The organism is Niallia sp. FSL W8-1348, assembly GCF_038006745.1.
GTDB lineage: Bacteria > Bacillota > Bacilli > Bacillales > Cytobacillaceae > Niallia > Niallia alba.
On the sequence record NZ_JBBOVV010000001.1, the window covers coordinates 2,850,215 to 2,873,446 of the forward strand.

General features: G+C 38.2%; 23 protein-coding genes. 14 read left to right on the forward strand and 9 right to left on the reverse strand.

What is annotated here, in order from left to right; all coding sequences use genetic code 11:
• Positions 1 to 10 precede the first annotated feature (10 nt).
• From NST60_RS13610 to mgrA, 4 genes are all read left to right on the forward strand, one after another.
• Positions 11 to 1,405, forward strand: a complete 1,395-nt coding sequence (locus tag NST60_RS13610; protein ID WP_341099853.1) for a glycoside hydrolase family 1 protein — start codon at positions 11 to 13, stop codon at positions 1,403 to 1,405.
• An 88-nt stretch (positions 1,406 to 1,493) separates the two neighbouring features.
• On the forward strand, positions 1,494 to 2,369 hold the full coding sequence (locus tag NST60_RS13615; RefSeq protein WP_341098983.1) for an ROK family protein: 876 nt from the start codon (positions 1,494 to 1,496) through the stop codon (positions 2,367 to 2,369).
• Positions 2,370 to 2,404: 35 nt separating this feature from the next.
• Positions 2,405 to 2,578: a hypothetical protein gene (locus tag NST60_RS13620; RefSeq protein ID WP_224427329.1), complete on the forward strand. Its 174-nt coding sequence runs from the start codon at positions 2,405 to 2,407 to the stop codon at positions 2,576 to 2,578.
• 225 nt (positions 2,579 to 2,803) lie between these two features.
• Positions 2,804 to 3,796, forward strand: coding sequence for an L-glyceraldehyde 3-phosphate reductase (gene mgrA / locus NST60_RS13625; RefSeq protein WP_224427367.1), 993 nt, complete (start codon positions 2,804 to 2,806; stop codon positions 3,794 to 3,796).
• 580 nt (positions 3,797 to 4,376) lie between these two features.
• Here mgrA and NST60_RS13630 read toward each other — a convergent pair.
• Positions 4,377 to 5,570 carry an AGE family epimerase/isomerase gene (locus NST60_RS13630; RefSeq protein WP_341098985.1) on the reverse strand — a complete coding sequence of 398 codons (1,194 nt, stop codon included), beginning with the start codon at positions 5,568 to 5,570 and terminating at the stop codon, positions 4,377 to 4,379.
• Positions 5,571 to 5,597: 27 nt separating this feature from the next.
• Positions 5,598 to 6,947: an MATE family efflux transporter gene (locus NST60_RS13635; protein WP_341098987.1), complete on the reverse strand. Its 1,350-nt coding sequence runs from the start codon at positions 6,945 to 6,947 to the stop codon at positions 5,598 to 5,600.
• A gap of 160 nt (positions 6,948 to 7,107) precedes the next feature.
• On the opposite strand from NST60_RS13635, the gene NST60_RS13640 reads away from it, so the two are divergent.
• The 4 genes from NST60_RS13640 to NST60_RS13655 all read left to right on the forward strand — a co-directional run bounded on the left by NST60_RS13640 (position 7,108) and on the right by NST60_RS13655 (position 12,012).
• Entirely contained in the window at positions 7,108 to 8,061 is a 954-nt protein-coding gene (locus NST60_RS13640) for a glycoside hydrolase family 113 (RefSeq protein ID WP_341098990.1), read from the forward strand.
• 369 nt (positions 8,062 to 8,430) lie between these two features.
• A complete protein-coding gene (locus tag NST60_RS13645; RefSeq protein ID WP_169189353.1) occupies positions 8,431 to 9,747 on the forward strand; it encodes an ABC transporter substrate-binding protein in 1,317 nt (438 codons plus the stop codon).
• Between the two features lie 488 nt (positions 9,748 to 10,235).
• Complete coding sequence (locus NST60_RS13650; protein WP_016203331.1) at positions 10,236 to 11,120, forward strand: carbohydrate ABC transporter permease; 885 nt, start codon at positions 10,236 to 10,238, stop codon at positions 11,118 to 11,120.
• A gap of 67 nt (positions 11,121 to 11,187) precedes the next feature.
• Positions 11,188 to 12,012, forward strand: coding sequence for a carbohydrate ABC transporter permease (locus NST60_RS13655; protein ID WP_205835847.1), 825 nt, complete (start codon positions 11,188 to 11,190; stop codon positions 12,010 to 12,012).
• A 445-nt stretch (positions 12,013 to 12,457) separates the two neighbouring features.
• Here the strand turns inward: NST60_RS13655 and NST60_RS13660 are convergent, their stop codons facing one another.
• From NST60_RS13660 to NST60_RS13670, 3 genes are all read right to left on the reverse strand, one after another.
• On the reverse strand, positions 12,458 to 13,042 hold the full coding sequence (locus NST60_RS13660) for a hypothetical protein (RefSeq protein ID WP_016203329.1): 585 nt from the start codon (positions 13,040 to 13,042) through the stop codon (positions 12,458 to 12,460).
• Between the two features lie 112 nt (positions 13,043 to 13,154).
• The gene (locus NST60_RS13665) at positions 13,155 to 13,322 is read right to left on the reverse strand and encodes a hypothetical protein (RefSeq protein ID WP_169189352.1); all 168 of its coding nucleotides are present in this window, start codon (positions 13,320 to 13,322) and stop codon (positions 13,155 to 13,157) included.
• Between the two features lie 49 nt (positions 13,323 to 13,371).
• Positions 13,372 to 14,169, reverse strand: coding sequence for a PAS domain-containing protein (locus NST60_RS13670; protein ID WP_101729802.1), 798 nt, complete (start codon positions 14,167 to 14,169; stop codon positions 13,372 to 13,374).
• A gap of 144 nt (positions 14,170 to 14,313) precedes the next feature.
• Between NST60_RS13670 and NST60_RS13675 the strand changes: the two genes are divergently transcribed.
• Positions 14,314 to 15,222 (forward strand): glycoside hydrolase domain-containing protein, encoded by a 909-nt coding sequence (locus NST60_RS13675; RefSeq protein WP_341098997.1) that lies wholly within the window; start codon positions 14,314 to 14,316, stop codon positions 15,220 to 15,222.
• A 78-nt stretch (positions 15,223 to 15,300) separates the two neighbouring features.
• Positions 15,301 to 16,293 carry a Gfo/Idh/MocA family protein gene (locus NST60_RS13680; protein WP_341098999.1) on the forward strand — a complete coding sequence of 331 codons (993 nt, stop codon included), beginning with the start codon at positions 15,301 to 15,303 and terminating at the stop codon, positions 16,291 to 16,293.
• Positions 16,294 to 17,163: 870 nt separating this feature from the next.
• Here NST60_RS13680 and NST60_RS13685 read toward each other — a convergent pair.
• From NST60_RS13685 to NST60_RS13700, 4 genes are all read right to left on the reverse strand, one after another.
• A complete protein-coding gene (locus NST60_RS13685) occupies positions 17,164 to 19,056 on the reverse strand; it encodes a DHA2 family efflux MFS transporter permease subunit (protein ID WP_341099001.1) in 1,893 nt (630 codons plus the stop codon).
• A 9-nt stretch (positions 19,057 to 19,065) separates the two neighbouring features.
• Positions 19,066 to 19,716, reverse strand: coding sequence for an HlyD family secretion protein (locus tag NST60_RS13690; protein WP_169189348.1), 651 nt, complete (start codon positions 19,714 to 19,716; stop codon positions 19,066 to 19,068).
• A complete protein-coding gene (locus NST60_RS13695) occupies positions 19,713 to 20,165 on the reverse strand; it encodes a MarR family winged helix-turn-helix transcriptional regulator (protein WP_212118092.1) in 453 nt (150 codons plus the stop codon). Before NST60_RS13695 ends, NST60_RS13690 begins: the two co-directional genes overlap by 4 nt.
• A gap of 172 nt (positions 20,166 to 20,337) precedes the next feature.
• Complete coding sequence (locus NST60_RS13700) at positions 20,338 to 20,931, reverse strand: HD-GYP domain-containing protein (RefSeq protein WP_341099002.1); 594 nt, start codon at positions 20,929 to 20,931, stop codon at positions 20,338 to 20,340.
• Between the two features lie 603 nt (positions 20,932 to 21,534).
• Between NST60_RS13700 and NST60_RS13705 the strand changes: the two genes are divergently transcribed.
• The 4 genes from NST60_RS13705 to NST60_RS13720 are packed head-to-tail and all read left to right on the forward strand — an operon-like array spanning position 21,535 to position 22,995.
• The gene (locus tag NST60_RS13705; RefSeq protein ID WP_341099003.1) at positions 21,535 to 22,101 is read left to right on the forward strand and encodes a CBO0543 family protein; all 567 of its coding nucleotides are present in this window, start codon (positions 21,535 to 21,537) and stop codon (positions 22,099 to 22,101) included.
• Between the two features lie 57 nt (positions 22,102 to 22,158).
• Positions 22,159 to 22,374: a hypothetical protein gene (locus tag NST60_RS13710; protein WP_224427924.1), complete on the forward strand. Its 216-nt coding sequence runs from the start codon at positions 22,159 to 22,161 to the stop codon at positions 22,372 to 22,374.
• On the forward strand, positions 22,313 to 22,621 hold the full coding sequence (locus NST60_RS13715; RefSeq protein ID WP_341099005.1) for a CBO0543 family protein: 309 nt from the start codon (positions 22,313 to 22,315) through the stop codon (positions 22,619 to 22,621). The genes NST60_RS13710 and NST60_RS13715 overlap by 62 nt, the downstream gene beginning before the upstream one ends.
• A 53-nt stretch (positions 22,622 to 22,674) precedes the next feature.
• A complete protein-coding gene (locus NST60_RS13720) occupies positions 22,675 to 22,995 on the forward strand; it encodes a YnfA family protein (protein ID WP_169189345.1) in 321 nt (106 codons plus the stop codon).
• Positions 22,996 to 23,232 lie beyond the last annotated feature (237 nt).

Below are 23,232 nucleotides of genomic sequence, written 5' to 3' on the forward strand. Positions count from 1 at the left end.
GGAGACGAATATCATGAAAAAGTTCCCGGAAAATTTTTGGTGGGGTGCAGCAACATCTGGACCGCAAAGTGAAGGTCGTTTTAATAAACAACATGCAAATGTTTTTGACTACTGGTATGAAGTGGAGCCAGAATTATTCTATAACCACGTAGGACCAGATACAGCATCTAATTTTTACAATAGCTATGAAGAGGATATTGCTTTAATGAAAGATATCAACTTAAACTCTGTTCGTACTTCCATTCAATGGACACGTTTAATTGATGATTTCGAAACAGCAAGCTTAAACGAAGATGGGGTACGCTTTTATAACAATGTCATTGATGAATTTATTAAACAAGGAATGACACCGGTTATGAATTTACACCATTTTGATTTGCCAGTAGAGCTATATCATAAATATGGCGGTTGGGAATCCAAGCATGTCGTCGATCTTTTTGCAAAATTTGCTCGTCGCTGTTTCGAATTATTCGGCGATCGTGTGAAGCACTGGTTCACATTTAATGAGCCAATGGTAATTGTTGATGGACAATATTTGTACCAATTCCATTATCCAAAAGTAGTAGACGGGAAAAAGGCAGTGCAGGTGGCATACAATCTAAATCTTGCTTCTGCAAAAGCAATCAAAGAATTCCACGATTTGAAGATGAACGAAAAGGGTGCAAAAATAGGCACCATCTTAAACCTGACGCCTTCTTATCCAGCAAGCGATAAGCCAGAAGACGTGGAAGCAGGGCGAATTGCGGACCTATGGCGCAATGAAATGTTCCTTCATACAGCAGTTTACGGTGAATTCCCACCGGCATTAGTGGAACTTTTAACAAAAGACAAAGTAATTTGGGAATCAACAGAAGAAGAATTAGCTATTTTAAAAGAAAATACGATCGATACTCTTGGGGTAAACTTCTATCATCCATCACGCGTAAAAGCGCCGGATGTAGCACCAAATAGTGTTGGAGACTGGATGCCAGATCGTTATTATGATAATTACGCAATGCCAGGTCGCCGCATGAACTTAGATAAAGGGTGGGAAATCTTCCCTGAGGCACTTTATGATATTGCTATCAACATTCGCGATAACTATAAAAATATCGAATGGTTCGTGTCGGAAAACGGCATGGGTGTTTCTCGAGAAGATCGCTTCTTAAATGAAGAAGGCGTGATCGAGGATGATTACCGAATCGAATTTATTCAAGAGCATTTAGAATGGGTTCATAAAGGAATCGAGGAAGGCTCTAATTGCTACGGTTACCATTTATGGACGCCAATCGATTGCTGGAGCTGGATGAATGCCTACCGTAACCGTTATGGATTTATCTCAAACAATATTCATACACAAGTGAAAACAATCAAGAAGTCTGGGCATTGGATCAAAGAAGTAAGTACCAATAATGCGATTGAATAAATAGTAAGAAGATCATCGCTTACCTTTTGCGATGGTCTTTTCTTAAAGTACAATAAGAGTGAAAGTGCACACATGAGGAGGTGTTCATATGTCTTTATTAGTAATGGATATAGGCGGGTCTTCCGTAAAGTTTGCTGTATGGGAAAAAGAACAACTAGTGGACAAAGGCTCTTTTGTCACTCCCAAAACTTGGGATGAGATGAAACAAGAGATGGTTCAGCTAAAAGGAAAGATGGACGCTAAATATACTATTGATGGTGTTGCATTCAGTGCTCCTGGCGCTGTGAATCAGAGTAAAGGTGTGATTGAAGGGGCAAGTGCCGTTCCTTATATCCACCACTTTCCGGTTTTTTTCGAGTTAGAGGAGCTATTTGGCTGCCCGGTTTCAATGGAAAATGACGCCAATTGTGCTGGGCTTGCGGAAGTATGGAGAGGTGCAGCAAAAGGACTGCAAAATGTGCTATTTGTTGTGATTGGTTCAGGAATTGGAGGCGCTGTTATCGTTGATGGTAAAGTCCGCCACGGAAAACATCTATTTGGCGGCGAATTTGGCTACATGCTCCTTAAAGAAGATAAAACGTTCAGTGATCTAGGCACCGCCGTGAATATGGCAAAACGCTATTCTAAACGAATGGAATTAGAAACCGAATTAAGCGGCAAGGAAGTATTTGAACTCGCTGAACAAGGAGATGAAATCGCAGAAGAAGAGGTTGAAACGTTCTATCACTACTTAGCAATAGGCATCTATAATCTGCAGTACAGCTTTGATCCAGAGAAAATCATTATTGGCGGCGGCGTCTCCAGTAAAGAAGGACTACTTGACGAGCTCAACGTTCATCTAGCAAAAGTAGTAGAAAGCGCAAAAATTGCCCCATTTATCCCGGAAGTAGCTATTTGCGAGTTTCAAAACGACGCTAATTTAATTGGTGCTGTTTATAATTATGAGCTTGCTTTTGGGAAGTAGGGATCGCAAGAAAAAGTGCCGGAGTCGCAAGTAAAGTGGTGAAAGTCGCAAGAAAAAGTGTCGGAGTCGCAAGTAAAGTGGTGAAAGTCGCAAGAAAAAGTGTCGGAGTCGCAAGTAAAGTGGTGAAAGTCGCAAGAAAAAGTGTCGGAGTCGCAAGTAAAGTGGTGAAAGTCGCAAGAAAAAGTGCCGGAGTCGCAAATAAAGTGTGAGAGTCGCAAGAAAAAGTGTCGGAGTCGCAAATAAAAGCGCCAAACCTACAATTAAACTAGGAAAATGCGCATATAAAACTGCTAAGCTCACAAACAAACTGGCACGGTTCCGCCGAAGTGGGGACTAACCACCAAATGATCTGCCTAAATTCGAATAAATCGTTAGTCCACTTTGTTATTTTTTTTTCAAAAAGTAGCAGTTAAATAATTTGAGAAGAGGGATACATTATGTATATTGCAGACGAAAATAGATATGAGAAGATGTTGTATAATCGTGTTGGGAAAAGTGGGTTGAAATTATCGGCGTTGTCTTTAGGGTTATGGCATAATTTTGGGGATGTTGATTTGTTTGAGAATGGGATTGCCCTTGTGAGAAGAGCGTTTGACTTAGGGATTACGCATTTTGACTTGGCGAATAACTATGGGCCTCCTGCTGGTAGTGCGGAAGAAAACTTTGCGAAGATTTTGGAAAGAGATTTAAAGCCGTATCGCGATGAACTGATTATTTCTACAAAAGCGGGTTATGGGATGTGGGCTGGTCCTTATGGAGATGGTGGCTCGAAAAAGTATTTAGTCGCTAGTCTTGACCAAAGCTTAAAGCGAATGGGACTTGATTATGTCGATATTTATTATCATCATCGTCCTGACAAGGAAACACCTTTAGAGGAGACTGCGGAAGCATTGGATTTATTGGTACGTCAAGGAAAGGCTCTATATGTTGGCGTTTCGAACTATTCGCCAGAGCAAACTAGGGAGATTGCTGAAATTTTTGCAGCGAAAAAAACGCCATTCATTATTCATCAGCCGTCCTATAGCATGTTTAATCGCTGGATTGAAGATGGTTTGAAGGATGTACTGGTGGAAAAACAGCTCGGGGCAATTGCTTTCAGTCCGCTTGCACAAGGGTTATTGACAGATCGTTATCTAAATGGCATTCCTGAAGATTCTCGTGCAAACCGAGAAACGGGATTATGGCTACATAAAGAAAATGTTAACCAGACAATTGGTAAAGTGAAAGCATTAAACCATATTGCCAAAGAAAGAGGGCAAACACTTGCGGAAATGGCTGTTGCCTGGATTTTACGCGATGGCATTGTAACAAGCGTTCTAATAGGGGCGAGTAAAGTAAGCCAAATTGAAGACAACGTGAAGGCATTGGACAACATTCACTTTAGCGAAGAAGAACTTGCTGCGATTGACGAGGTGCTAAAAGGATAGAAGATAAGAGGCTGGGACAAAACTAGATAGCCAATCTGTAAAGACGAACAATCTCTAATTTATCACTTAAATAAAGGTTCCTTTTATACAATGGTTATTTATGTTTTTAAATATAGTCAAGTGTAAAAACTAATTCGTTCCATTGCGCTACAGAAACTCGCTTTCCGCGGGGAGCAACCTAAGCCTCCTCGGCTAAAGCCTGTGGGGTCTTAGGTTTTGCTCTACTTCCCGCAGGAGTCGAGTGTCTTCCGCTCCATTCCACTCTGTTTTTAAAGGCAATTCCCTAAAAAATATTGTTTTTTTAGAAAAAATGAATTAGTAGGAAATATGGAGCAGCCTGAATACACGTAGACTCCTATGGGAGCTGCGAGAAAGTCCGAGACCCTGCAGGCCATAGGCCGAAGCGGCTCGGCGCTCGCCCCATGGAAAGCGAAGTGTATTCAGGCTGCGGATATTAACACTAACTGTACTGAAACAGCCTTTTATAAAACTAATAAAACCCGAACAATCATTTAGGATTATTTGATAGTTGTTCGTGTTTATCTATGACTGGAATACTTATTTCCCAACCTCTTTCCTTTTAATCAGTTAAACGTTTAATCATTTCTAAGCACATTCGAGCATTATGGTATGGGCATTTCCATGAATCGACGATGTTTTCTTGTGAATAGTATTTAGTATCACGCAGGGAAGAAATAACTTCACCATTTGCATCAATGCGGGAGTACCATTCTCCACCTTCGCGCTGATCATGGATAGATGCTTGAATGTATTTCCATACATCTTCACTATACATTAAATAGTTTGGAATATTCGTTAATTCATAGGCGTTGTGGAAGCCGATTACTGCTTCGGCTTGGCCCCACCAGACTCTTGTAGGGTGAATGAAATCATTTGCCTTGTAATCCATTAGGGATCCATCATCTGCGAGTCCCTCTCTTGCAACCTCAAGTGCCATAAGCTTATTTATTTCCACGATCTCGGGACGATCAAGCTTTGTTACTGTTAAAGCTTCTGTTAAAAGCCAGCTCGTTTCAATATCGTGGCCAAATGAGAAAGTATCCTTAATGCTATTCCAATTTGGATCAAAGGCAGCTTGGTAATAATGCTTTTCATGGTCGAAAATATGAGTATGGAAAAGGGTTAATAGATTATCGATTTTACTTAATAGCTTTTCGTCAGGCCAAATTTGATAGAGTGTCGTATAAGCTTCGATAATATGCAAATGGCTATTTGTTGTAAAAGCAGCCTCCGCACCTTCATTTAATAAAACATTTTCCTTCTTCGTCCAATCGGCATGAAACTCTTCCAGATACCCATTCAAGGCTTCAGAATAGCAAATATTTTCAATGAGGTAAAACAATTTTTGTGCTAATGCTAATACTTCCGTATCTTTAGACACCTTATAATACTCACTTAAGCCATACAGTGCAAAGCTTTGTGCATAAACGTGTTTTGATGAAAGAACAGGATTGCCTTTATAATCAACGAGCCAATAGATGCCACCATTTTCATGATCCCAAAGCTTATTTTTCAAAAATTCATAGGCATGATGGGCTGCTTCTAAATAGGCTGGGTCTTGTTTGTACTGATATGCAGCGGAAAAGGTCCACAAGTTTCTAGCACCTAAAACGCCTCCTTTATGGGCTTCAGGATGAATCTTGAGATTGTAATCAACGACTCCATAAAAACCGCCATTCTCCTTATCTACTAAATTCAACCAAAATGGCAGTATGCGATTCTCTAACTCTTCGATAAACTCTACTTTTTTCATCGTAACTCCTCCTCTTTTTTACACTCTTTACCCTTCAACGATATTGCGAATCCATTTTTTCGTATAAGTTCTTTTTATTCCCAAGAAAGCTCGAATAAAATCATGGGAGTTAGCAAGTGCATAGACAGCAAACAAAGGTAGCTGGAAGTATACGCCTAATGCCGCAAGTGGCAGACCTATGAGCCACACGCCGATCGTATCTAACCACATCACGTATTTTGTATCTCCACCGGCACGAAGAATGCCTACATTGTTAATATAATTTAAATTTTTCGCAAGCGAATAGGGAATATATACAAATATAATTCCGTAAACAAGTTGTTCTACTTCTGGGGTAAGTTGATAAAGAGATAATACATGTGGCAGCGCAATCAGAATTAGAATTCCAACGACAACAGAGGTACCCGTTGTAATCCGGATGAAATTCTTAGCATACTGAAATGCCCCTTTCTTATCATTTGCTCCAAGCTGGTTTCCAATCATTACCGCTGAGGCATCACTTATTCCAGTAAATATACAGGTGAAAATAAAAATAATCGGATCAATCATCGAAATAGCGGCTGTTTGATTTGTACCCAACGACGCATACAGCCAGAAAAACAGCGTATCGCCGAGTGTCCACGTACCATGGTTGATAATTGATGGCATCGTGATTTTAAAATAATGCTTGCTTAAACTGCTTCGGAAAACATCGAGATTCTTTTTAATAATCGATAAAGAAATGAACTCTTTTTTTACAAGGAGCATAAATAAAAGACCTGTTTGGATGATCCGCGCAATTAGCGTAGCAATCGCAGCTCCTTCGACCCCTAAAGCAGGCGCCCCGAAGTTACCGTAAATTAAGACATAGTTTAATAGAGTATTAACTAATAAAGCAATTACGCTATAGTAGGTCGGTTTCCGTACCTCGCCTGTTGTTTTTAAAGCGATTACAAAAATCATCGATAAAGCAGTAAAAACATAGGAGTAACCAAGGATATGAAGGAATTCGCCTCCCAATTGTTTAACAGACATATCCGATGAAAAGAAGCCAAGAATCGGATAGGAGAAAAACTGGGTCAAAAGCGTAAAGAAAAGGGAGAAAATCATGGTGAGTACGCTTACAAAAATAATAGAGCGACTAATGCCATTTTTATTTCTGGCCCCCCAGTATTGTGCACAAAAAATCGTCGCGCCACTAGCAAATCCCTGTAGCAGGATTGTTGGAATTTGCGTAAATTTATTGGCGATACCGACAGCGGCAATACTATCTACTCCGAGTCTACCTACCATAATCGAATCAATTATATTCAGACCCGAAGTAATCAAAAGCTGAATGGTTATAGGAATCGTGAAATACAACATTTTCCTATAGTATTCTTTCTTGCTATCTTCCATTCTGTCACTTTCTTTCTATTAAATTGTCTATTTTTTCTCCCGATTGGTTCTTTACATATCAGAAGTCGAAATATATAATTAATTTACAACAAAAGTATAGACAATTCAATATAAAACTTTATATTTATATAGGTTTATAGATGAAAAGGAGAGAATCTCGATGGAATTCATTAAAGGTTTTAGCTTTGGATTTATGAACAAAAGGGGAGAATGGCAAGACGCAAGAACAAAAGAATCACTACAGTTGTTAAAAGAAAGATGTGCGGTTGAGCATATTGTCCTTACTGTTGTAGCAGAGCAGGATACCCCACAATCCATCACTATCAATTGGAGGAATCATCCGAATGTAGTTAGTGATGATGAAACGGTGGAATTAATTGAATGCGCTAACAAAATGGGTTTGAAGGTTATTTTAAAACCAATGGTAAACGTTTCGGACGGCACATGGCGTGCCCATATTAATTTTTTCGACACCGATGTACCATGTGAACCAAAATGGTCGGAGTGGTTCGCATCTTATAATGAGTACATTCTTCACTATGCGAAAATAGCAGAGGAAATGAAGTGCCCGATGTTTGTTATTGGCTGCGAGTTAGTAAATGCAGACAGAAGAGAGGCAGAATGGCGTCATCTTATAAAGGAAGTGCGCAAAGTTTACAATGGATTAATTACCTACAATTGCGATAAATACCAAGAAGATGTCTTAAAATGGTGGGATGCTGTCGATGTAATTTCATCTAGCGGCTATTACCCGATTGATGCGTGGGAAACACAATTAGACCGCATTGAAAAGGTAGTCGAGAAACATCAGAAACCATTCTTTTTTTGTGAAGCCGGTTGTCCAAGCTGGGTAGGGGGAGATGTACTTCCAAATGACTGGACAAAAAGAGGAAAATTCAGCGAAGAAGTCCAAAAAAGTTGGTATGAAGCCATGTTTAAAGCGACAAGCAAAAGAAGCTGGGTAAAAGGCTTTGCCCTATGGGATTGGAAAGCTCATCTTTATCCAATTGAACGAGCAAGTAGTGATCAAGATTACGCAGTGTATGGAAAAGCAGCGGAGAAAGTGATTAAAGATTATTATTCTTCTGTTGGTGGGAATGAGGAGTGGATTTAGAGAGAAGCGGTGATTATTAGAGGAATGAAAGCCATTGGAAGCATGGTTAAGTGAAAAAGTGGTGTTCATCGAGGGGGTCAAATCAAAGTAAAGCTGGGAGAGCAAGCAAAAGGTAACATGGCAAGGTTATCAAAGCCTGTTTAGTAGCAAGTATCTCAAATAAAAAACCAACTACTATCTCAAAAAACAACAAAATGTATACGCTTAACCACTCATAAAACAACGGAAAATATTTGTACTTACTTTTATAATAAAAGTCTATACAAATGAAAATATCCATGGTAGAATATGTTTGTAAGCGCTTAATGATAGGGTTTTCAGAATAGCTTCAACTCTTTATATGACCTAATTATTTGGAGGGAAAATAGAATGGGGATCAAAAAAAGTAACAAACTATTTCGTTTTGGCCTAATTGCTAGTGCAGCTGCGTTAATGCTGGGTGCTTGTAGTAGTGATTCGGACAAGCAAGGAGAAAAAGGCGCAGACGGTAAAGAGACAATCACTTTTATTAACCACAAAACAGACTGGTCTGGGAATGGGAAATGGGATGAATACATTGCTGAATTCAATGAAAAACATCCTGACATTGAAGTGAAAGTAGAGACAATTACTGACTATGCTGGCCAAATGCAAATTCGTATGAATTCAAAAGACTACGGCGATGTATTAATGGTTCCAACAACTATTAAGCCAGAAGACAACACAAATTTCTTTGAGCCACTTGGTGATCAGAAAGAATTAGAAGAAAAATACTTACTATTAACAGACCGTGCATATGACGGAGTATCATACGGTATTCCTATTGCAGTAAATACAACAGGTGTACTTGTCAATATGAAAGTGTTCAATGATGCTGGAATCACCGAATTCCCAAGAACACCAGAAGATTTCATAGCAGCATTAGGAAAAATTAAAGAATCCAATCCGGATAGTACACCATTATATACAAACTATGCTTCTAACTGGGCAATGTCTAACTGGGATTTCGTACGTGAATCCGCAGCAGGAGATCCAAACTTCACGAATGAGCTAACAACAGATAAAACGCCATTTGACGATGGAAAGCCAATGAATACTATCTACAAATTACTTTATGATACGGTAAAAGAAGGCTATTCAGAAGCGGACCCAACAACGACAGATTGGGAACAATCTAAGCAAGATCTTGCTGATGGAAAAATCGCAGCAATGGTATTAGGAAGCTGGGCAATTGAACAGGTTCAAGCATTAGCAGAAAATCCAGAAGATATCCAATTTGCGGCATTCCCAACAACACATGATGGAAAACAATATACTACAATTGGTGGAGACTACAATATCGGTATTAACGTAAACAGCAAGCATAAAGAAGCAGCGCGTACTTTCTTAGATTGGTTTGTAGAAGAGTCTAACTATGCTGCTGATACTGGTGGTATTTCTCCAAAAGTTGGAGCACAACTACCTGCTGCTCTTAAATCAATGGAAACAGCTGGCGTGGAATTCTTCCAACCAACCCCTGCACCTGCTGGAAAAGAATCATTATTTGCTGATATTAACAACAGCTCTGAAATTGGTTTAGGCACAACAGATGCAACGAAACAACGAATCGTGGATTCTGCAAAAGGAAACACGAAAGAATCTTTTGAAGATATCATGAAAGACCTCAACGAAAAATGGGGCAAAGCAATCGAAGAAGTTGGTCAATAAACCAAAAAAGCAGTTACATGCTCATGGTTTAATGAGAACGATTAGAACACAACAACAACAGATAACAGATAGAAAAACAACAGTTTTAAAGAATGGAGGGTTATCTTAAAAGAGTCAATCTCTTAAGGTAACCTTCGTTATTATAAGTTTTTGTAAAAATCATTTTTTAGACGGAACACAGCAGAGAGTAGCATCCATACTTTGTAGCTATTATTTATCCACTCTTAACGGACAGTAAGACTCAACCGTAAGCTTATAAGAATACGAGGAAGATCAACTGTCCGTAAAGGTCCGAATGGTTCAACTAACCATCAGTGGGGGAGGAAGGAAAATCCCCACTGATGGAAGTTTCACTTTATTCCTTTTACATTGCTATAACAAAAGAGAGTTCCGTTCTAGGTAGTTTTATATTTTGCTCCGGCGCCGATGGAGGTGAATAAGTTTTCCATAAATAGGCGTTATCGAAAGAATAAAGAGGTGTAGGCAAGATGAATAAAATTAAATTGGGGTACGATGGGCAAAGAAGATTAATCATTGTATTGTTCTCCGCACTACCAGTATTTTTGCTTTTGTTATTTTCATATTATCCTTTATTTAAAATGGTACAGTATAGCTTTACAAACTGGAATGGAATAAGTCCAACAAGTGAAAGTGTTGGCTGGGATAACTATATTCGAATTTTTACTACTCCTGAATATTTCTCCGTTTTTAAAGTAAGTTTATATTATTTCTTTGCAACATTCGTGCAATTAGGAATCGCATTATATTTTGCAACGGTTTTAACCTTTAAAGTGAAATTTGCGAATCTTTGGAAAGGGATTCTTTTCTTCCCATACTTATTGAATGGGGTAGCAATTGGGTTTATTTTCTTATACTTCTACAAAGGTGGAGGGACGTTAGATACTGTTTTATCTTTCTTAGGATTAGAAGATCAAATCCGTTTATGGTTAGGAGATCGCTCGATTAATAACGTTTCGATGGCATTTACGTCGATCTGGCGTTATATGGGCTTTAACTTCATTATTTTTCTTGGTGCTATTCAGTCTATTGATTCAGAAATTTATGAAGCTGCAGAGATTGATGGAGCAAATCGCTGGCAGCAATTCCGATATATTATCATGCCAAGCATTAAACAAATCATCTTCTTAAATATTATTCTCGGTATTAGCGGATCACTAAGCGTATTCGAAATTCCTTACATTATGACAGGCGGATCAAATGGTACAAAGACATTCGTTATCCAGACGATTGACACTGCATTTAAGTTCAGCAAAGTCGGATTAGCCTCTGCGATGGCATTAGTATTACTTGTTATTGTCATTGTTGTGACCTTGCTGCAGCAATACTTAACAAGAGAGAAAGGAGCGAAATAGTATGAAATCACAAGCAGGATTTGAAAAACAAACAGGAATAAAAAGCGACAATGGATTAACGACTGCGATGATGATAAAGAATATCCTTGGATTTTTCGTCAAATATGGAAGCTTATTACTCGGAGCAGCCGTTGCTATCGTACCTGTTTTAGTTGTGATTATCGGCTCCTTTAAAACCAAACAGGAATTTTTAACAACAGGTGTCTTAGAATTGCCGAAGAATTTTACTTTCAGCAATTACGTAACCGCATTTATCGATGGGCAAATGCTTACTGGTTTTAAAAATACGATTCTTATCTTTATCGCATCGATTATTGGAAAACTCCTTTTAGGAACAATGATAGCTTATGTTCTTGATCGCTTTAATTTCAAAATGAAGAAGGTTATTCTAGCACTATTCCTTCTTGCAACACTCATACCGGGTATTACAACACAGGTGGCAACTTTCCAAATCATTAATGGAATGGGTTTATTCAATACCATTTGGTCTGTGATTGTGCTTAACTTAGGAACAGATGTAATTGCCGTTTATATCTTCCTACAATATTTGAAAAACATTCCTGTTTCGCTAGACGAAGCAGCAATTTTGGAAGGAGCATCATATTTTACCATCTATCGTAAAATCATTCTTCCATTATTAAAAGCACCGATGATCACCATCCTAATCATCAGTGGCGTAGGAATTTACAACGATTTCTATAACCCGTTTCTTTATATGCCGTCACCAGACTTGAAGGTTATTTCAACTGCACTATTTGCCTTCAAAGGTCCATACGGCACAGATTGGCCAGTTATCCTAGCAGGTGTCATCATCGTTATCCTGCCAATTTTAATCGTGTTCCTGACATTACAGAAACACATTTATAATGGAGTATCTGGTTCGGTCAAATAAAACTAATTTTAAGAGTGCTGCTCCGTATTATTTATAAAAACAAGAAAATAGTTAATAAAAAAGAGGCTGGGACATAAGTATTCCAGCCAAGGATAATTCCGAACAATTATACGAAGATGCTAATGAATGTTCCGTATAATTGTTCGGGCTTTTATTTGTTTTTCAAAGGATGTTTCCATGAAGTTTGGTGCGATTCCCCGCAGCCGGAATACACTTCGCTTTCCATGGGGCTCGCGCTGAGCCGCTTCGGCCTGTGGCCTGCAGGGTCTCAGACTGTCTCGCTAATCCCATAGGAGTCTTCGTGTATTCCGGCTGCTCTGTTTTTCCAACTAATTATATTTCCTCTTGTAAAAAGTATGCGAAAGCAGCCGCTATTTACTAGCTATATTAGAAATTGTTCGTCTTTACAGAGTATCTATTTAGTTATGTCCCATCCTCTTTTGGTTTATTTCACCTTAGGCACAATATATTTTGTCAAAAAAATCGTCAGTGGCGGAGCAAAGAAGATGAATACTAGCAAATTAATACGAACGAGAAAACTAATTGCAATTAATGTTGCGAGAATGATAATGCTATTAAAGAAACGACGAATACATGTGTCAAATGCAAGGGCATAAATCCATTTTTTCTCCCCATTGCCCCTCGGAGGATCAGCAAGAAAATAGATGCAGTAAATATAATAAATCCATGCAAAAAAAGTGAAGAAAACAAGTGGGAATTGAAAAAAGCCAAGTACTGGGCTCACCACAATTAAAGAATAGTAAACCGAAATCAGACTAATAATGGTAAGAAAAAAGACAATAAAGGAAAGCGATTTATTATCTTTATGTTTCTGGTAAGCCTCCTCGAAGGCAATACGAATGCTATATTCTACCTCGTTATGAATGCTCTCCATGCTATGAATCAGACCAATGCCAGCAGGAACTAAGCCATACACTAGACCGCCACGAAAAAGATATATCCAAAAATAAAACCCAGCAGTCGTATACTGAGCGACTGTGTTGATGAAAAGTATAATCTTATTATTCAATATGTTCACCCTTTTTCATGTCTATATGATAGTTATACATGTAAACGGAAACATAATCAATAGAGATTTAGCGGAGAAAGGCGAAAGGATTTTATCCCTGTTCCCCATAGATTTAAAAATGAAAGGTATTCTTTTTCAACCGATTAACAATATATTTAGCTTGAACAATCATAAATAGAAAAAACAACGGGATAGCTATCCAAACAAGCTTGCGATGCCACTGCAAATTACGGTGCAAGAGAAAGGTAGAGAATAAATTCGTCAGCAGAAAATTAGTCATAAAAAATCACCCTTTTTTTCTTAGTGTGAGAAGAAAGGGTGATTATTATTCAAGCATCAGTAGCTGAAATAGCTTCAAGCGCATCCCGACATGTTGGGTAAACACGCATATTTAACTTCTTTCCATATGTATATTCAATCGTATCAATTGCCATGTTGACTTGCATACCGGTAATAATTAGTTCTGTGCCCATGAGCGCAAGGATATCTTTAATCCGGATAATTCCTTGTTGAACAGTTTCATCATATTTAAGCAGTCCTTGTAAATCGATTATAAAATAGTTTTCTTTTGTTCTAGCGGCATATTCCGCAATATTGGTGACCATCTGGCTAAAACGTTCTTCGGTTAAATTGCCGATAAGGGGAAGAACAGAGGCATTTTTTTGCACAGAAATAATTGGTGTCGATAAGTTATTAATTTCATCTATGTATTCCTTAATAAGCTGCTCGGATTCCTTTTGAACGGTAATATCTTTTTGAATGCCGACAAAGAATAACTTCTTTTCCTCACCAATATAGATAGGATAGAGCGACAGTTCATTCCAGAACATTTCTCCATTTTTTCGATAATTCTTTAATGTAACCACAATGGATTCTTTCTTCGCAATCGCATTTCGAAGGTGTTGAAGCTGGGGCTGATCTTTGGCTCCTTGTTGTAAAAAACGACAGTTCTTTCCTAAAATATCAACCGCTTGATAGTTGGTTAGTGTTTCAAAGCCTTTATTGACATAAATAATAGGATTATCTTCTAAGCTAGGGTCTGTAATGACAATCCCTGCACCGACACGGTCGATAGCTTCTTTGATAAATGTATCTCGGAAAATCTGTGAATAATCATATTGTCTCACTTTAGTCGCCCCTTTCTTCTTCCAGTATAACAGTTTCAAGGATTGGCGACATGGATGAGCAGGTAACATTTCTGTTACAAGCCAAAATTCAGCTGACCTTTTATTAGCTTTTTTTCTATATAAAAAGAAAAAGGAGTGATAAAGATGACACTAGGATTTGATTGTGCTACCAAATTAACAGAGAAAATGGCAAAGGATTTAAAAGGAGCAGGATTCCGCTATGCGGCACGATATTTAGGAGACAGCTGGAAGTCATTTGACAAGAAAGAGGCAGAGATTATCCAAAAGACAGGAATAAAACTAATTAGTATTTTTCAAAAAAGCGCTAATAAACTTTCTTATTTTACGGAAAAGCAGGGAATAGTGGATGGAAAGGATGCAGAAAAGTGGGCGAAGGCAGTCGGGCAACCTGAGGGAACGGCCATCTATTTTGCCGTTGATTATGATGTGGCAGGGAAGCAAATGCAGCTAATTCAAGCTTATTTTTCAGCAATAAAAAAACAGTTAAGGTCATATAAAGTAGGGATATATGGTTCCTATGCAGTGATGTACGCATTGCGGGATTATGCTGATTATTTTTGGCAAACTTATGCGTGGTCGCGCGGAGAAATCGCTCCCTTCATTCATATGTATCAACATGAAAATAATATTATCATAGAAGGCGTTAATATCGACCGAAATCGAATTATGCAAGAGCCTGGATATTGGGGAACAGAAGTGGTACAGACGAGTAAGTATACGGTACGACAAGAAACTGATGCATTCCTGACAGCGGCAGATGCCAAATCTGGTCAAAATAAAAGAGGAACCGTCAAACCAGGAACATATACGATTTTTAATACCTCACAAGGGATGATAAATGTTACAACGGTAGCAGGAAAGCCCGGATCTTGGATTAACCCACAAGAAGAAACGATCCATATTGTCTCAAGTGGCGAAACATTAACGAAAATCGCCAAAACATATGGTACCACTATTTCAGCAATCCAAGCAAAGAATCCACAGATAAAGAATATTAATCTTATTTATACTGGGCAAGTAATAAAAATTTGAATTGACTAGACATATTTATAAAAAATAAAGGGTTTTAAAAATAGAATAGCGAATAAGAAAGGGAGGTGAAAAATAAAAATGAAATTGATAGAAAATGAAGTTCGTTGGGGAATTATTGGCTGTGGAGATGTAACAGAGGTTAAGAGTGGACCAGGCTTTCAATTAGCAGAAAATTCAAAGCTAGTCGCAGTCATGCGAAGAAATGGAGAATTGGCAAAGGATTATGCCGAGCGTCATAATGTTCCAAAATGGTATGACAATGCGGAAGCCTTGATCAACGATCCAGAAGTAGACGCGGTTTACGTCGCTACTCCACCAGCTTTTCATAAAGAATACACAATCCTTGCCGCAAAAGCAGGCAAACCAGTGTATGTAGAAAAACCGATGGCAAGAAATTATCAAGAATGCCTAGAGATGATTGAAGCATGTAAACAAGCAGATGTCCCTTTATTTGTCGCTTATTATCGACGAGCACTTCCTCGTTTTCTTAAAATAAAAGAAATTATTGATAGTGGTGTATTAGGGGATATTCGATTTGTGCGAACGATTCAATATCAACCTGCCTTAAAGGACGATCAAGCATGGAGAGTGCAACCAGAACTTGCAGGCGGTGGTCTTTTCCTTGATCTAGCAAGCCATACATTGGATATCCTAGATTTTCTACTAGGTCCAATTAAAGAAGCGAAAGGATTCGCAACCAATCAAAATGGCAGCTATCAAGCAGAAGATATAGTGACCGGCAGTTATCTATTTGAGTCAGGTATTCACGGAACAGGCACATGGTGTTTCAGTGCCCATGACCACATCGATGAAAATGAAATCACTGGAAGCAAAGGCAAATTAACCTTCGCAACCTTTGGCAATGGTCCCATTACATTAACAACACCAGAGACAACGGAAGAGTGGGTAATCGAAAATCCCCGTCACATTCAGCAACATTTGATTCAGTTAATGGTGGATGAGTTAACTGGAAAAGGTACTAGTCCAAGCACTGGAATTAGTGGGGCAAGAACAAACTGGGTAATGGATCAGTTGATTAAGGGATATTATGGAGGAGAAGCATCTCGTTAGGAGGTGCTTCTTTTTTGTTTTGGGAGAGGAAGTTTGTTTAGTGCAGGAGAGCTATTTTATCTTAAAAGTTTTTTTAAATTCAGCTATGCCAATAAACAGCATCCAAATGCTCAATGGAATAAATACAATCACAAAAACTATCTCTGTAATCATATCTACACTAACTAAAATTAAAAGAAAGATGGTCACTATAGTTGCGTAATAGAATCTATTAATTTTCATCACCTTTTCTTAAGGAAATAGTTTACATTAAATATACAATATTATATAAAATGTGAAAATGGGATAAAGTATGAAATAGTTTAAGGGGAATCCGCGTTGAAAAAGGTGATCATTAGAGATGAAAGCCACTTTTAAGGTAATCCCGGAAGAAAGTGGCGTTCATCAAGGGAATGAAAGCCACTTTTAAGGCAATCCCGGAAGAAAGTGGGGTTCATCAAGAAAATGAAAACCAGATTCAAGGTAATCCCCGAAAAAGTGGTGTTCATTAAAGAAATGAAAGCCACTTTTAAGGTAATCCCGGAAGAAAGTGGCGTTCATCAAGGGAATGAAAGCCAGATTTAAGGTAACCTTCGAGGAAAGTCGCGTTCATCAAGGGAATGAAAGCCAGATTTAAGGCAACCCTCGAAAAAAGTGGCGTTCATAAAAGAAATGAACCCCACTTTTAAGCTAACCTCCGAAAAAAGTGGGGTTCATCAAGAAAATGAAAACCAGATTCAAGGCAATCCTTGAAAAAAGTGGCGTTCATAAAAGAAATGAACCCCACTTTTAAGGCAACCCTAAGTAAAAATGACCTTCATAAAATCTCAGTCCCCATACCTACGCCAAAAAATCCCGAAGCATCACGCAATGTCTCGGGATTTTTCAAATTTAATTCTCTTTCGAACCTGTATTAGCTCTTCGGATAAAGAACGATAGAACCAATGCAACACTAGCAATAATCGTTGCCACAATAAAGGCGTCGTTAATGCCGCTAATCGTAGATGCTTGTGCTGCTTTTCCATAGATAGTGGAAATAGCTAAGGTTTGGCCAGCTCCTGTTGGTAATCCAGTAAGGCCTGCTAAACCTTGACCCAGCTGTGCAAACTTCTCTGCGATATAGGGATTTGCTGAAGAGATAATATTGTTATAGTTATCTAAATGAAAGGCTGTGCGATTTGTCATGACTGTAATTAAAAAGGCGGTACCGATACTTCCTGCTACAGTTCTTGCTGTATTGGAGACAGCAGTACCGTGGCTTGTTAAGCTTAATGGAAGTTGATTCATTCCTTCTGTCATAACGGTCATCATAATAAAGGACATCCCGAACATCCGGAAAATATAGAGCATCATTAAATGGGAATAGGATGTTTGCATCGTTAATTGTGTGAATCCCCATGTAGTGAGCACCGTAATAATTAAACCGATAATTGCAAGCGGTCTGGCGCCAAAGCGGTCAAAGAGTTTTCCAGCAATCGGCGACATAATCCCCATGATAATCGCACCTGGTAACATTAATAATCCAGAATCTAGTGCTGTGAATCCGCGGATGTTTTGCAAGTAAATTGGTAAAAGCAGCATTGCTGCAAACATTGCCATATTTACAATCATGCTTATTAATGTTGTTAAAGTAAAGATACTATATTTGAATACACGCAAGTCGACCATAGGAGCATCGGTTGTAAGTTCTCTCCAGACGAACAGGCATAAGAAGATAACACCAATTATTAGAGAAAGAACGACAACTTTGCTGTCCCAGCCGTTATTCCCAGCTTCACTAAATCCGTAAAGCAAGGAGCCTAGACCGACTGTACAAGTAATAAAGCCGATTGTATCAAAGACTGGATTCGAAACTTTTGTTACATCTTTCATCCATGCAATTGCGATAATTAAATCGAGAATACCAATTGGAATTACAAGCTCGAATAACACTCTCCAAGAATAGTGACCAATTAACCAGCCTGATAACGTTGGACCGATGGCAGGGGCGAAAATCATTACAACACCCATGATCCCCATTGCTGTTCCGCGTTTTTCTGGCGGGAAAATAATTAAAAAGACGGTCATTAAAAGTGGCATTAATAAACCTGCACCTGCTGCTTGGATGATGCGTCCGATTAATAGCATCGAAAATCCAACAGAGGTAGCACAAACAACAGAACCAATCGTAAAAGCGGAAATCGCCGCAATAAGTAATTTCCTTGTGCCTAGTTTATTAATCAAAAATGGGGTGATTGGAATAAACACGCCATTTGTCAGCATATATCCAGTGGCTAGCCATTGGACCGTGCTTGTTGATACATTTAAATCATTCATAATATGTGGAATTGCCACATTTAATAAAGTCTGGTTAAGAATCGCAACAAACGCACCTAGCATTAAGGCGACAATTACTTTGCTGCGGTTTATTTCTTCGGTAGTTTCTAATGGTTTATAAGGAGCTTTTGTCTTGGATTCTTTAGCTTCAGCTAGGTGATCCTCTTCGTCCGCTATTGCTTTATTAGATTCCATAGCTTCGGCTACGCCATCTTCTATGTCAGGCTTCGCTTTATCAGCTTCCTCATTCATAGCCTCCGCGTGTTCTCCCATATCAACTTCCTTAGACGGTTTTACCGGTTCCACCATATCCGCTTTTTCAAGGGATGACGGAATGTCGTTTTCCCTCTTAGCATCTTCTTTTACGCTGTCTGGTTTAGCTACTGTCTTCTTTTTTCGTAAAAAAAGATTGATGATTAGTAGGAGAAGTAGGCTTCCTATAATATAGCTTGTGATGTAAGTGGTCATATCCATCACCTACTTATGAATTCTTACGGAAACGTTCATACCTGGGATTAGTTTTAGACCGCCGTAGTTATCAATAGAGATTGTTACGGGAATAACTTGTGTTTCTTTTGTATAGTTTCCTGAGCTGTTGTTGCTTGGCAGAAGGGAGAAGGTGCCTGCTGTTGCAAGTCCTAGACTGTCTATTTTCCCTGTTAATACGGTATCTGGGTAAGCATCGATATATAAATCTACTTCTTGGCCGACTTTTACTTTGTTGATGTCTGTTTCATCGACATTTGCAGTAACCCAAAGATTGTCTAAATCATAGCTTTTGGCAAGGGAAGTTCCTGCTGCGATAAAGGTATTTGGGACAGCGCTTGATTGCACAATCGTGCTGTTGTCAGGAACTGTAATAGGCATATCGGTTGTACCTGTTTCTGTTACAACTTCTACAGTACCAATCTTTTGATTTTTGTTAAAAGCGGTACCTGTTTCGCCTTTCCATTCTGTTAATTTTCCAGTTGCTGGTGAAGCGATGCTGATTTGTTGTCCCGCGATTTGGGCATTATCTGTTTTAATATAGGATACGGATTGATCGTAGAAGTAATAGCCGGCGAATCCTCCGCCAACTAAAACGATTAAAAGGATAATATTTAATAAGATCATGCGTTTATTATTCATTGTTGTTCCTCCTCGGTTTCCATTAAAATGGCTAATATTTTCCCATTTAGTTCTAGGATTTTGTTTATTTCTTCTTCTGGAAGCTGCATAACTTCTCTCACTTTGTTAGCTAGAATGGACGTGCCTGCGAAATATTGTTGCATGACTTGCTGTCCTTCTTCCGTTAGTTGGATATTGACAGATCGACGATTTTCTTCAGGAATGGTTCGTTCGATTAATTCGCGTTGGGATAGTCGATCGATAATACCGCTAACGGTGCTTTTAGTTAAAGATAATTTTGTAGCTAATTCTCCTATGCCGATGTTGGGCTGGAAATAAATCCTGTACAGTGTTTTAAGTTGTACTGCTGTTAGATCTAATTTTTTCGCATCAAGTTGAACTAAGTGGTTGTAGGCTTTGTTAATGCGAGCATAAGAGCGGATTAATTCATTGTTTAACGACCCGTTCATCTGAATAATTCTCCCTTCTATATGGTTTTTATAAAAACTGTTCGTATACGAACTATTGGATTGTCGCATATTTTTTGCTGGAAGTCAACGGTTTTAATAAGGAGAAGAAATGGATTATTGTTGGTAGTATTTCGAGGAGGATTACGGCTAGAAATACTACCATTGTCTGCTTTTACAATCCCTCCTTTTCTTTATGAAACTCCTCTGCAAATAAAGCTAGAAAAGCATCAACTACTAGTGGGTCAAATTGTTTTCCTTTATTGTCTTTAATTTCTTCAAGGATAGTTTCTAATTGGAGTTCTTTTCGATAGACTCGTTTGGAAGACATTGCGTCGAAACTATCTGCTACTGCCACAATGCGGGCGACTAATGGAATTTCTTCGCCTTTTAAACCTTTTGGATAGCCTTTTCCATCAAAGCGCTCGTGATGGTATAACACAATATCTAATATGCCACTGTTTTTATAATGTCTAACATGTTTAATGATTTCAAATCCCTTTGTCGTATGTGTTTTGATTAATTTATATTCCTGTTCTGTTAATTTTCCAGGCTTAGTCAAAATATGCTCTGGTATACCTATTTTCCCAATATCGTGAAGCAGTCCGCCGATATGAATGACCTCACATAAATAATGGGGTAAATTCATTTTTTCGGCGATCTTCATTGCGTATTTTGCCACATTTTTCGAATGGTGCATGGTATAGGAATCTCTAGAGTCGAGTGCGTTAGAAAGTACTTTTGTTAAAGCTAAATTATCTTCAAGCACCCTTTGGACTCGAGACATAAAAGCTACAGAAATGAACGTAATGAGAAGGTAGGTAAATAAATAGATAATAAAGGTACTGAAAGATGCGGATGGTTCGGGGAGAAAGAAGAATCTACAAGTAACCACCAAAAAAGTTAACAGGAAAATCACCCAAATAGGGCTACTGTAAAAGCCTATCCCCAAAAAAATAGTGCATAAAATGTATAAAACAAAATAGTTATCTTGATTTTCAAGAATAAAACGATTCAAAACGATACTAACAAATAAGAGAATAAAGAAATAATAACGGAAATAAGCAAAATTATTCCAAAATCGCCGATGCATAAAGACCCCCCATTACTACAATCGTAAGAAACTTCTTTTATCCCACTTCTTAACGGACAGTAAGACTTCCACCTCAAGCTTATGAAAATAGGTGGGAGATTAACTGTCCGTTAAGGTCACTAACCAGCAGTGGGGATGAAGCGGAAGCCCCACTACTGGAAGTTTCACTTTATTGAAAGCATTCCCTAATATTCCTATTTAATAAGCCAGAGGAAAGAGAAATATTTTCTAAATAAACGTTCATACTAACAATAAATGAATAATCTCTGGGGTGATCAGATGAATGAGCAACAGCGTTCTATGTTTGATAGATTAGTTTCCATTCAAGAGAAGTATACAAAAGAAGCACAAACGTATTGGAGTATGTATTCCAATTTGGATACATGGCAGTTTTGGGTGGCAGTACTGATGTTAGTTGTTCCACTGGTCGTCTTGTATTTTACGATTGACCGCAAACGTATTTTTATTATTGGATTCTTTGGATTTGCCGTGCATATGTTATTTTCCTATGTAGATGCAATAGGTATTCGCTTCGGTTTATGGGGATACCCATATCAGTTGCTACCGTTTTTGCCGAGCTTCTCACTGGATGGGTCCATTATTCCGGTAGCCATTATGCTAGTCTATCAGTGGACATTGAAGCATGGTAAAAACTTTTATCTTTATGCAACCATTTTAGCGGTCATCTTTGGCTTTGGTTTCAAACCGTTGTTAACAAGTCTCGGGTTATTTGAACCATATAAATGGGTTAATTATTTCTATATCTTTTTGATTTATTGGTTTCTATATGTTGGCGGATATTTAGTGACAAAATTATTTACTAAGTGGCAGGAAGGATACGAGTAATTTATCTATTTTGGGCAAGGATAAGAATGGACAATTAGTATAGATTGGAGTTATTAGATGCTCGTTCTTATCCTTATTGTAATCTTATTTAATGGGATTGCTTTTTTTATTCCTAAACGTTTGACGCCTATTGAAATGTTGACAACTACATTATTTGCAATGTTCCTTCAACTAATAACAGATACCTATCTTGATTTGAAATATGATTTATATGGATATTTTAGAAGATTGGGAGAGTTTCATTTATATTTTGGGAATTTATCCGACGATTAATGTCATTTTTTTGAATTATTTTCCGTATAAAGAAGGAATGAAAACAAAGATAATCTATGTCTTCATCTGGGGAGTCATTGCGATGGTGTATGAAACCATCTTTATATGGAGTGGTACTTTTTATTTGAATGGCTGGAAGCAAATTTATTCAGTTTTCACCTACCCTGTTCTTTATGTGATGCTAATGCTCTTTCATCAATTTTCGGTAAAGATGATAGAAAAAAGCACAAGAGATAGATGCAAATAGTCAGCCTAATATTGGTATAATGAATGAAAGACTAGATATTAGGGTGGTTCGTGATGACAATTCTTATTTTTATATTAGCTGGTTTAGCTGAAATTGGTGGAGGCTATCTCATCTGGCAATGGCTGCGAGAGGGAAAGTCTTATTATTGGGGGATTTTTGGAGGAATATTGCTCGTATCATATGGGATTATTGCGACCTTTCAATCGTTTATGTCATTTGGAAGAGTGTATGCTGCTTATGGCGGCATTTTTATCGTTCTGTCTGTTTTGTGGGGATGGGGAATAGATCGAAAAACACCAGATATTTATGACTGGATAGGTGCAGGGGTTTGTTTAGTGGGGGTAATGATTATGGTCTTCGCACCTCGTCACTAGATGATAGGAGAGCTATTTTTAGAAGTTTATTTTTGTATATCCACAGTTGAATCCTCATTCGCTAATGGGGGAATTTATAGGAGAGTTCGTATAAGTAATTCTCCTACTTTCATTGATAAATCCTCAGCGATTATTATTTCCTCTTTTAATAATGGGCAACAGCTTTTAGAAAAAGTTTTTTATAAAACTTGATGTATATCAAGTAAAAAAAACTCCTTTCTCTTTACAATAAAGGTG

What these genes read in the sequence shown, in the direction of transcription:
- NST60_RS13695 (WP_212118092.1), bottom strand. Translation starts at nt 20,165, where the DNA reads ATGAACGGGTCGTTAAACAATGAATTAATCCGCTCTTATGCTCGCATT.
- NST60_RS13715 (WP_341099005.1), top strand. Translation starts at nt 22,313, where the DNA reads ATGGATATTTTAGAAGATTGGGAGAGTTTCATTTATATTTTGGGAATT.
- NST60_RS13720 (WP_169189345.1), top strand. Translation starts at nt 22,675, where the DNA reads ATGACAATTCTTATTTTTATATTAGCTGGTTTAGCTGAAATTGGTGGA.
- NST60_RS13705 (WP_341099003.1), top strand. Translation starts at nt 21,535, where the DNA reads ATGAATGAGCAACAGCGTTCTATGTTTGATAGATTAGTTTCCATTCAA.
- NST60_RS13630 (WP_341098985.1), bottom strand. Translation starts at nt 5,570, where the DNA reads ATGAAAAAAGTAGAGTTTATCGAAGAGTTAGAGAATCGCATACTGCCA.
- NST60_RS13675 (WP_341098997.1), top strand. Translation starts at nt 14,314, where the DNA reads ATGACACTAGGATTTGATTGTGCTACCAAATTAACAGAGAAAATGGCA.
- NST60_RS13615 (WP_341098983.1), top strand. Translation starts at nt 1,494, where the DNA reads ATGTCTTTATTAGTAATGGATATAGGCGGGTCTTCCGTAAAGTTTGCT.
- NST60_RS13635 (WP_341098987.1), bottom strand. Translation starts at nt 6,947, where the DNA reads ATGGAAGATAGCAAGAAAGAATACTATAGGAAAATGTTGTATTTCACG.
- NST60_RS13665 (WP_169189352.1), bottom strand. Translation starts at nt 13,322, where the DNA reads ATGACTAATTTTCTGCTGACGAATTTATTCTCTACCTTTCTCTTGCAC.
- NST60_RS13680 (WP_341098999.1), top strand. Translation starts at nt 15,301, where the DNA reads ATGAAATTGATAGAAAATGAAGTTCGTTGGGGAATTATTGGCTGTGGA.
- NST60_RS13650 (WP_016203331.1), top strand. Translation starts at nt 10,236, where the DNA reads ATGAATAAAATTAAATTGGGGTACGATGGGCAAAGAAGATTAATCATT.
- NST60_RS13640 (WP_341098990.1), top strand. Translation starts at nt 7,108, where the DNA reads ATGGAATTCATTAAAGGTTTTAGCTTTGGATTTATGAACAAAAGGGGA.
- NST60_RS13655 (WP_205835847.1), top strand. Translation starts at nt 11,188, where the DNA reads ATGATGATAAAGAATATCCTTGGATTTTTCGTCAAATATGGAAGCTTA.
- NST60_RS13710 (WP_224427924.1), top strand. Translation starts at nt 22,159, where the DNA reads ATGCTCGTTCTTATCCTTATTGTAATCTTATTTAATGGGATTGCTTTT.
- NST60_RS13685 (WP_341099001.1), bottom strand. Translation starts at nt 19,056, where the DNA reads ATGACCACTTACATCACAAGCTATATTATAGGAAGCCTACTTCTCCTA.
- NST60_RS13645 (WP_169189353.1), top strand. Translation starts at nt 8,431, where the DNA reads ATGGGGATCAAAAAAAGTAACAAACTATTTCGTTTTGGCCTAATTGCT.
- NST60_RS13690 (WP_169189348.1), bottom strand. Translation starts at nt 19,716, where the DNA reads ATGAATAATAAACGCATGATCTTATTAAATATTATCCTTTTAATCGTT.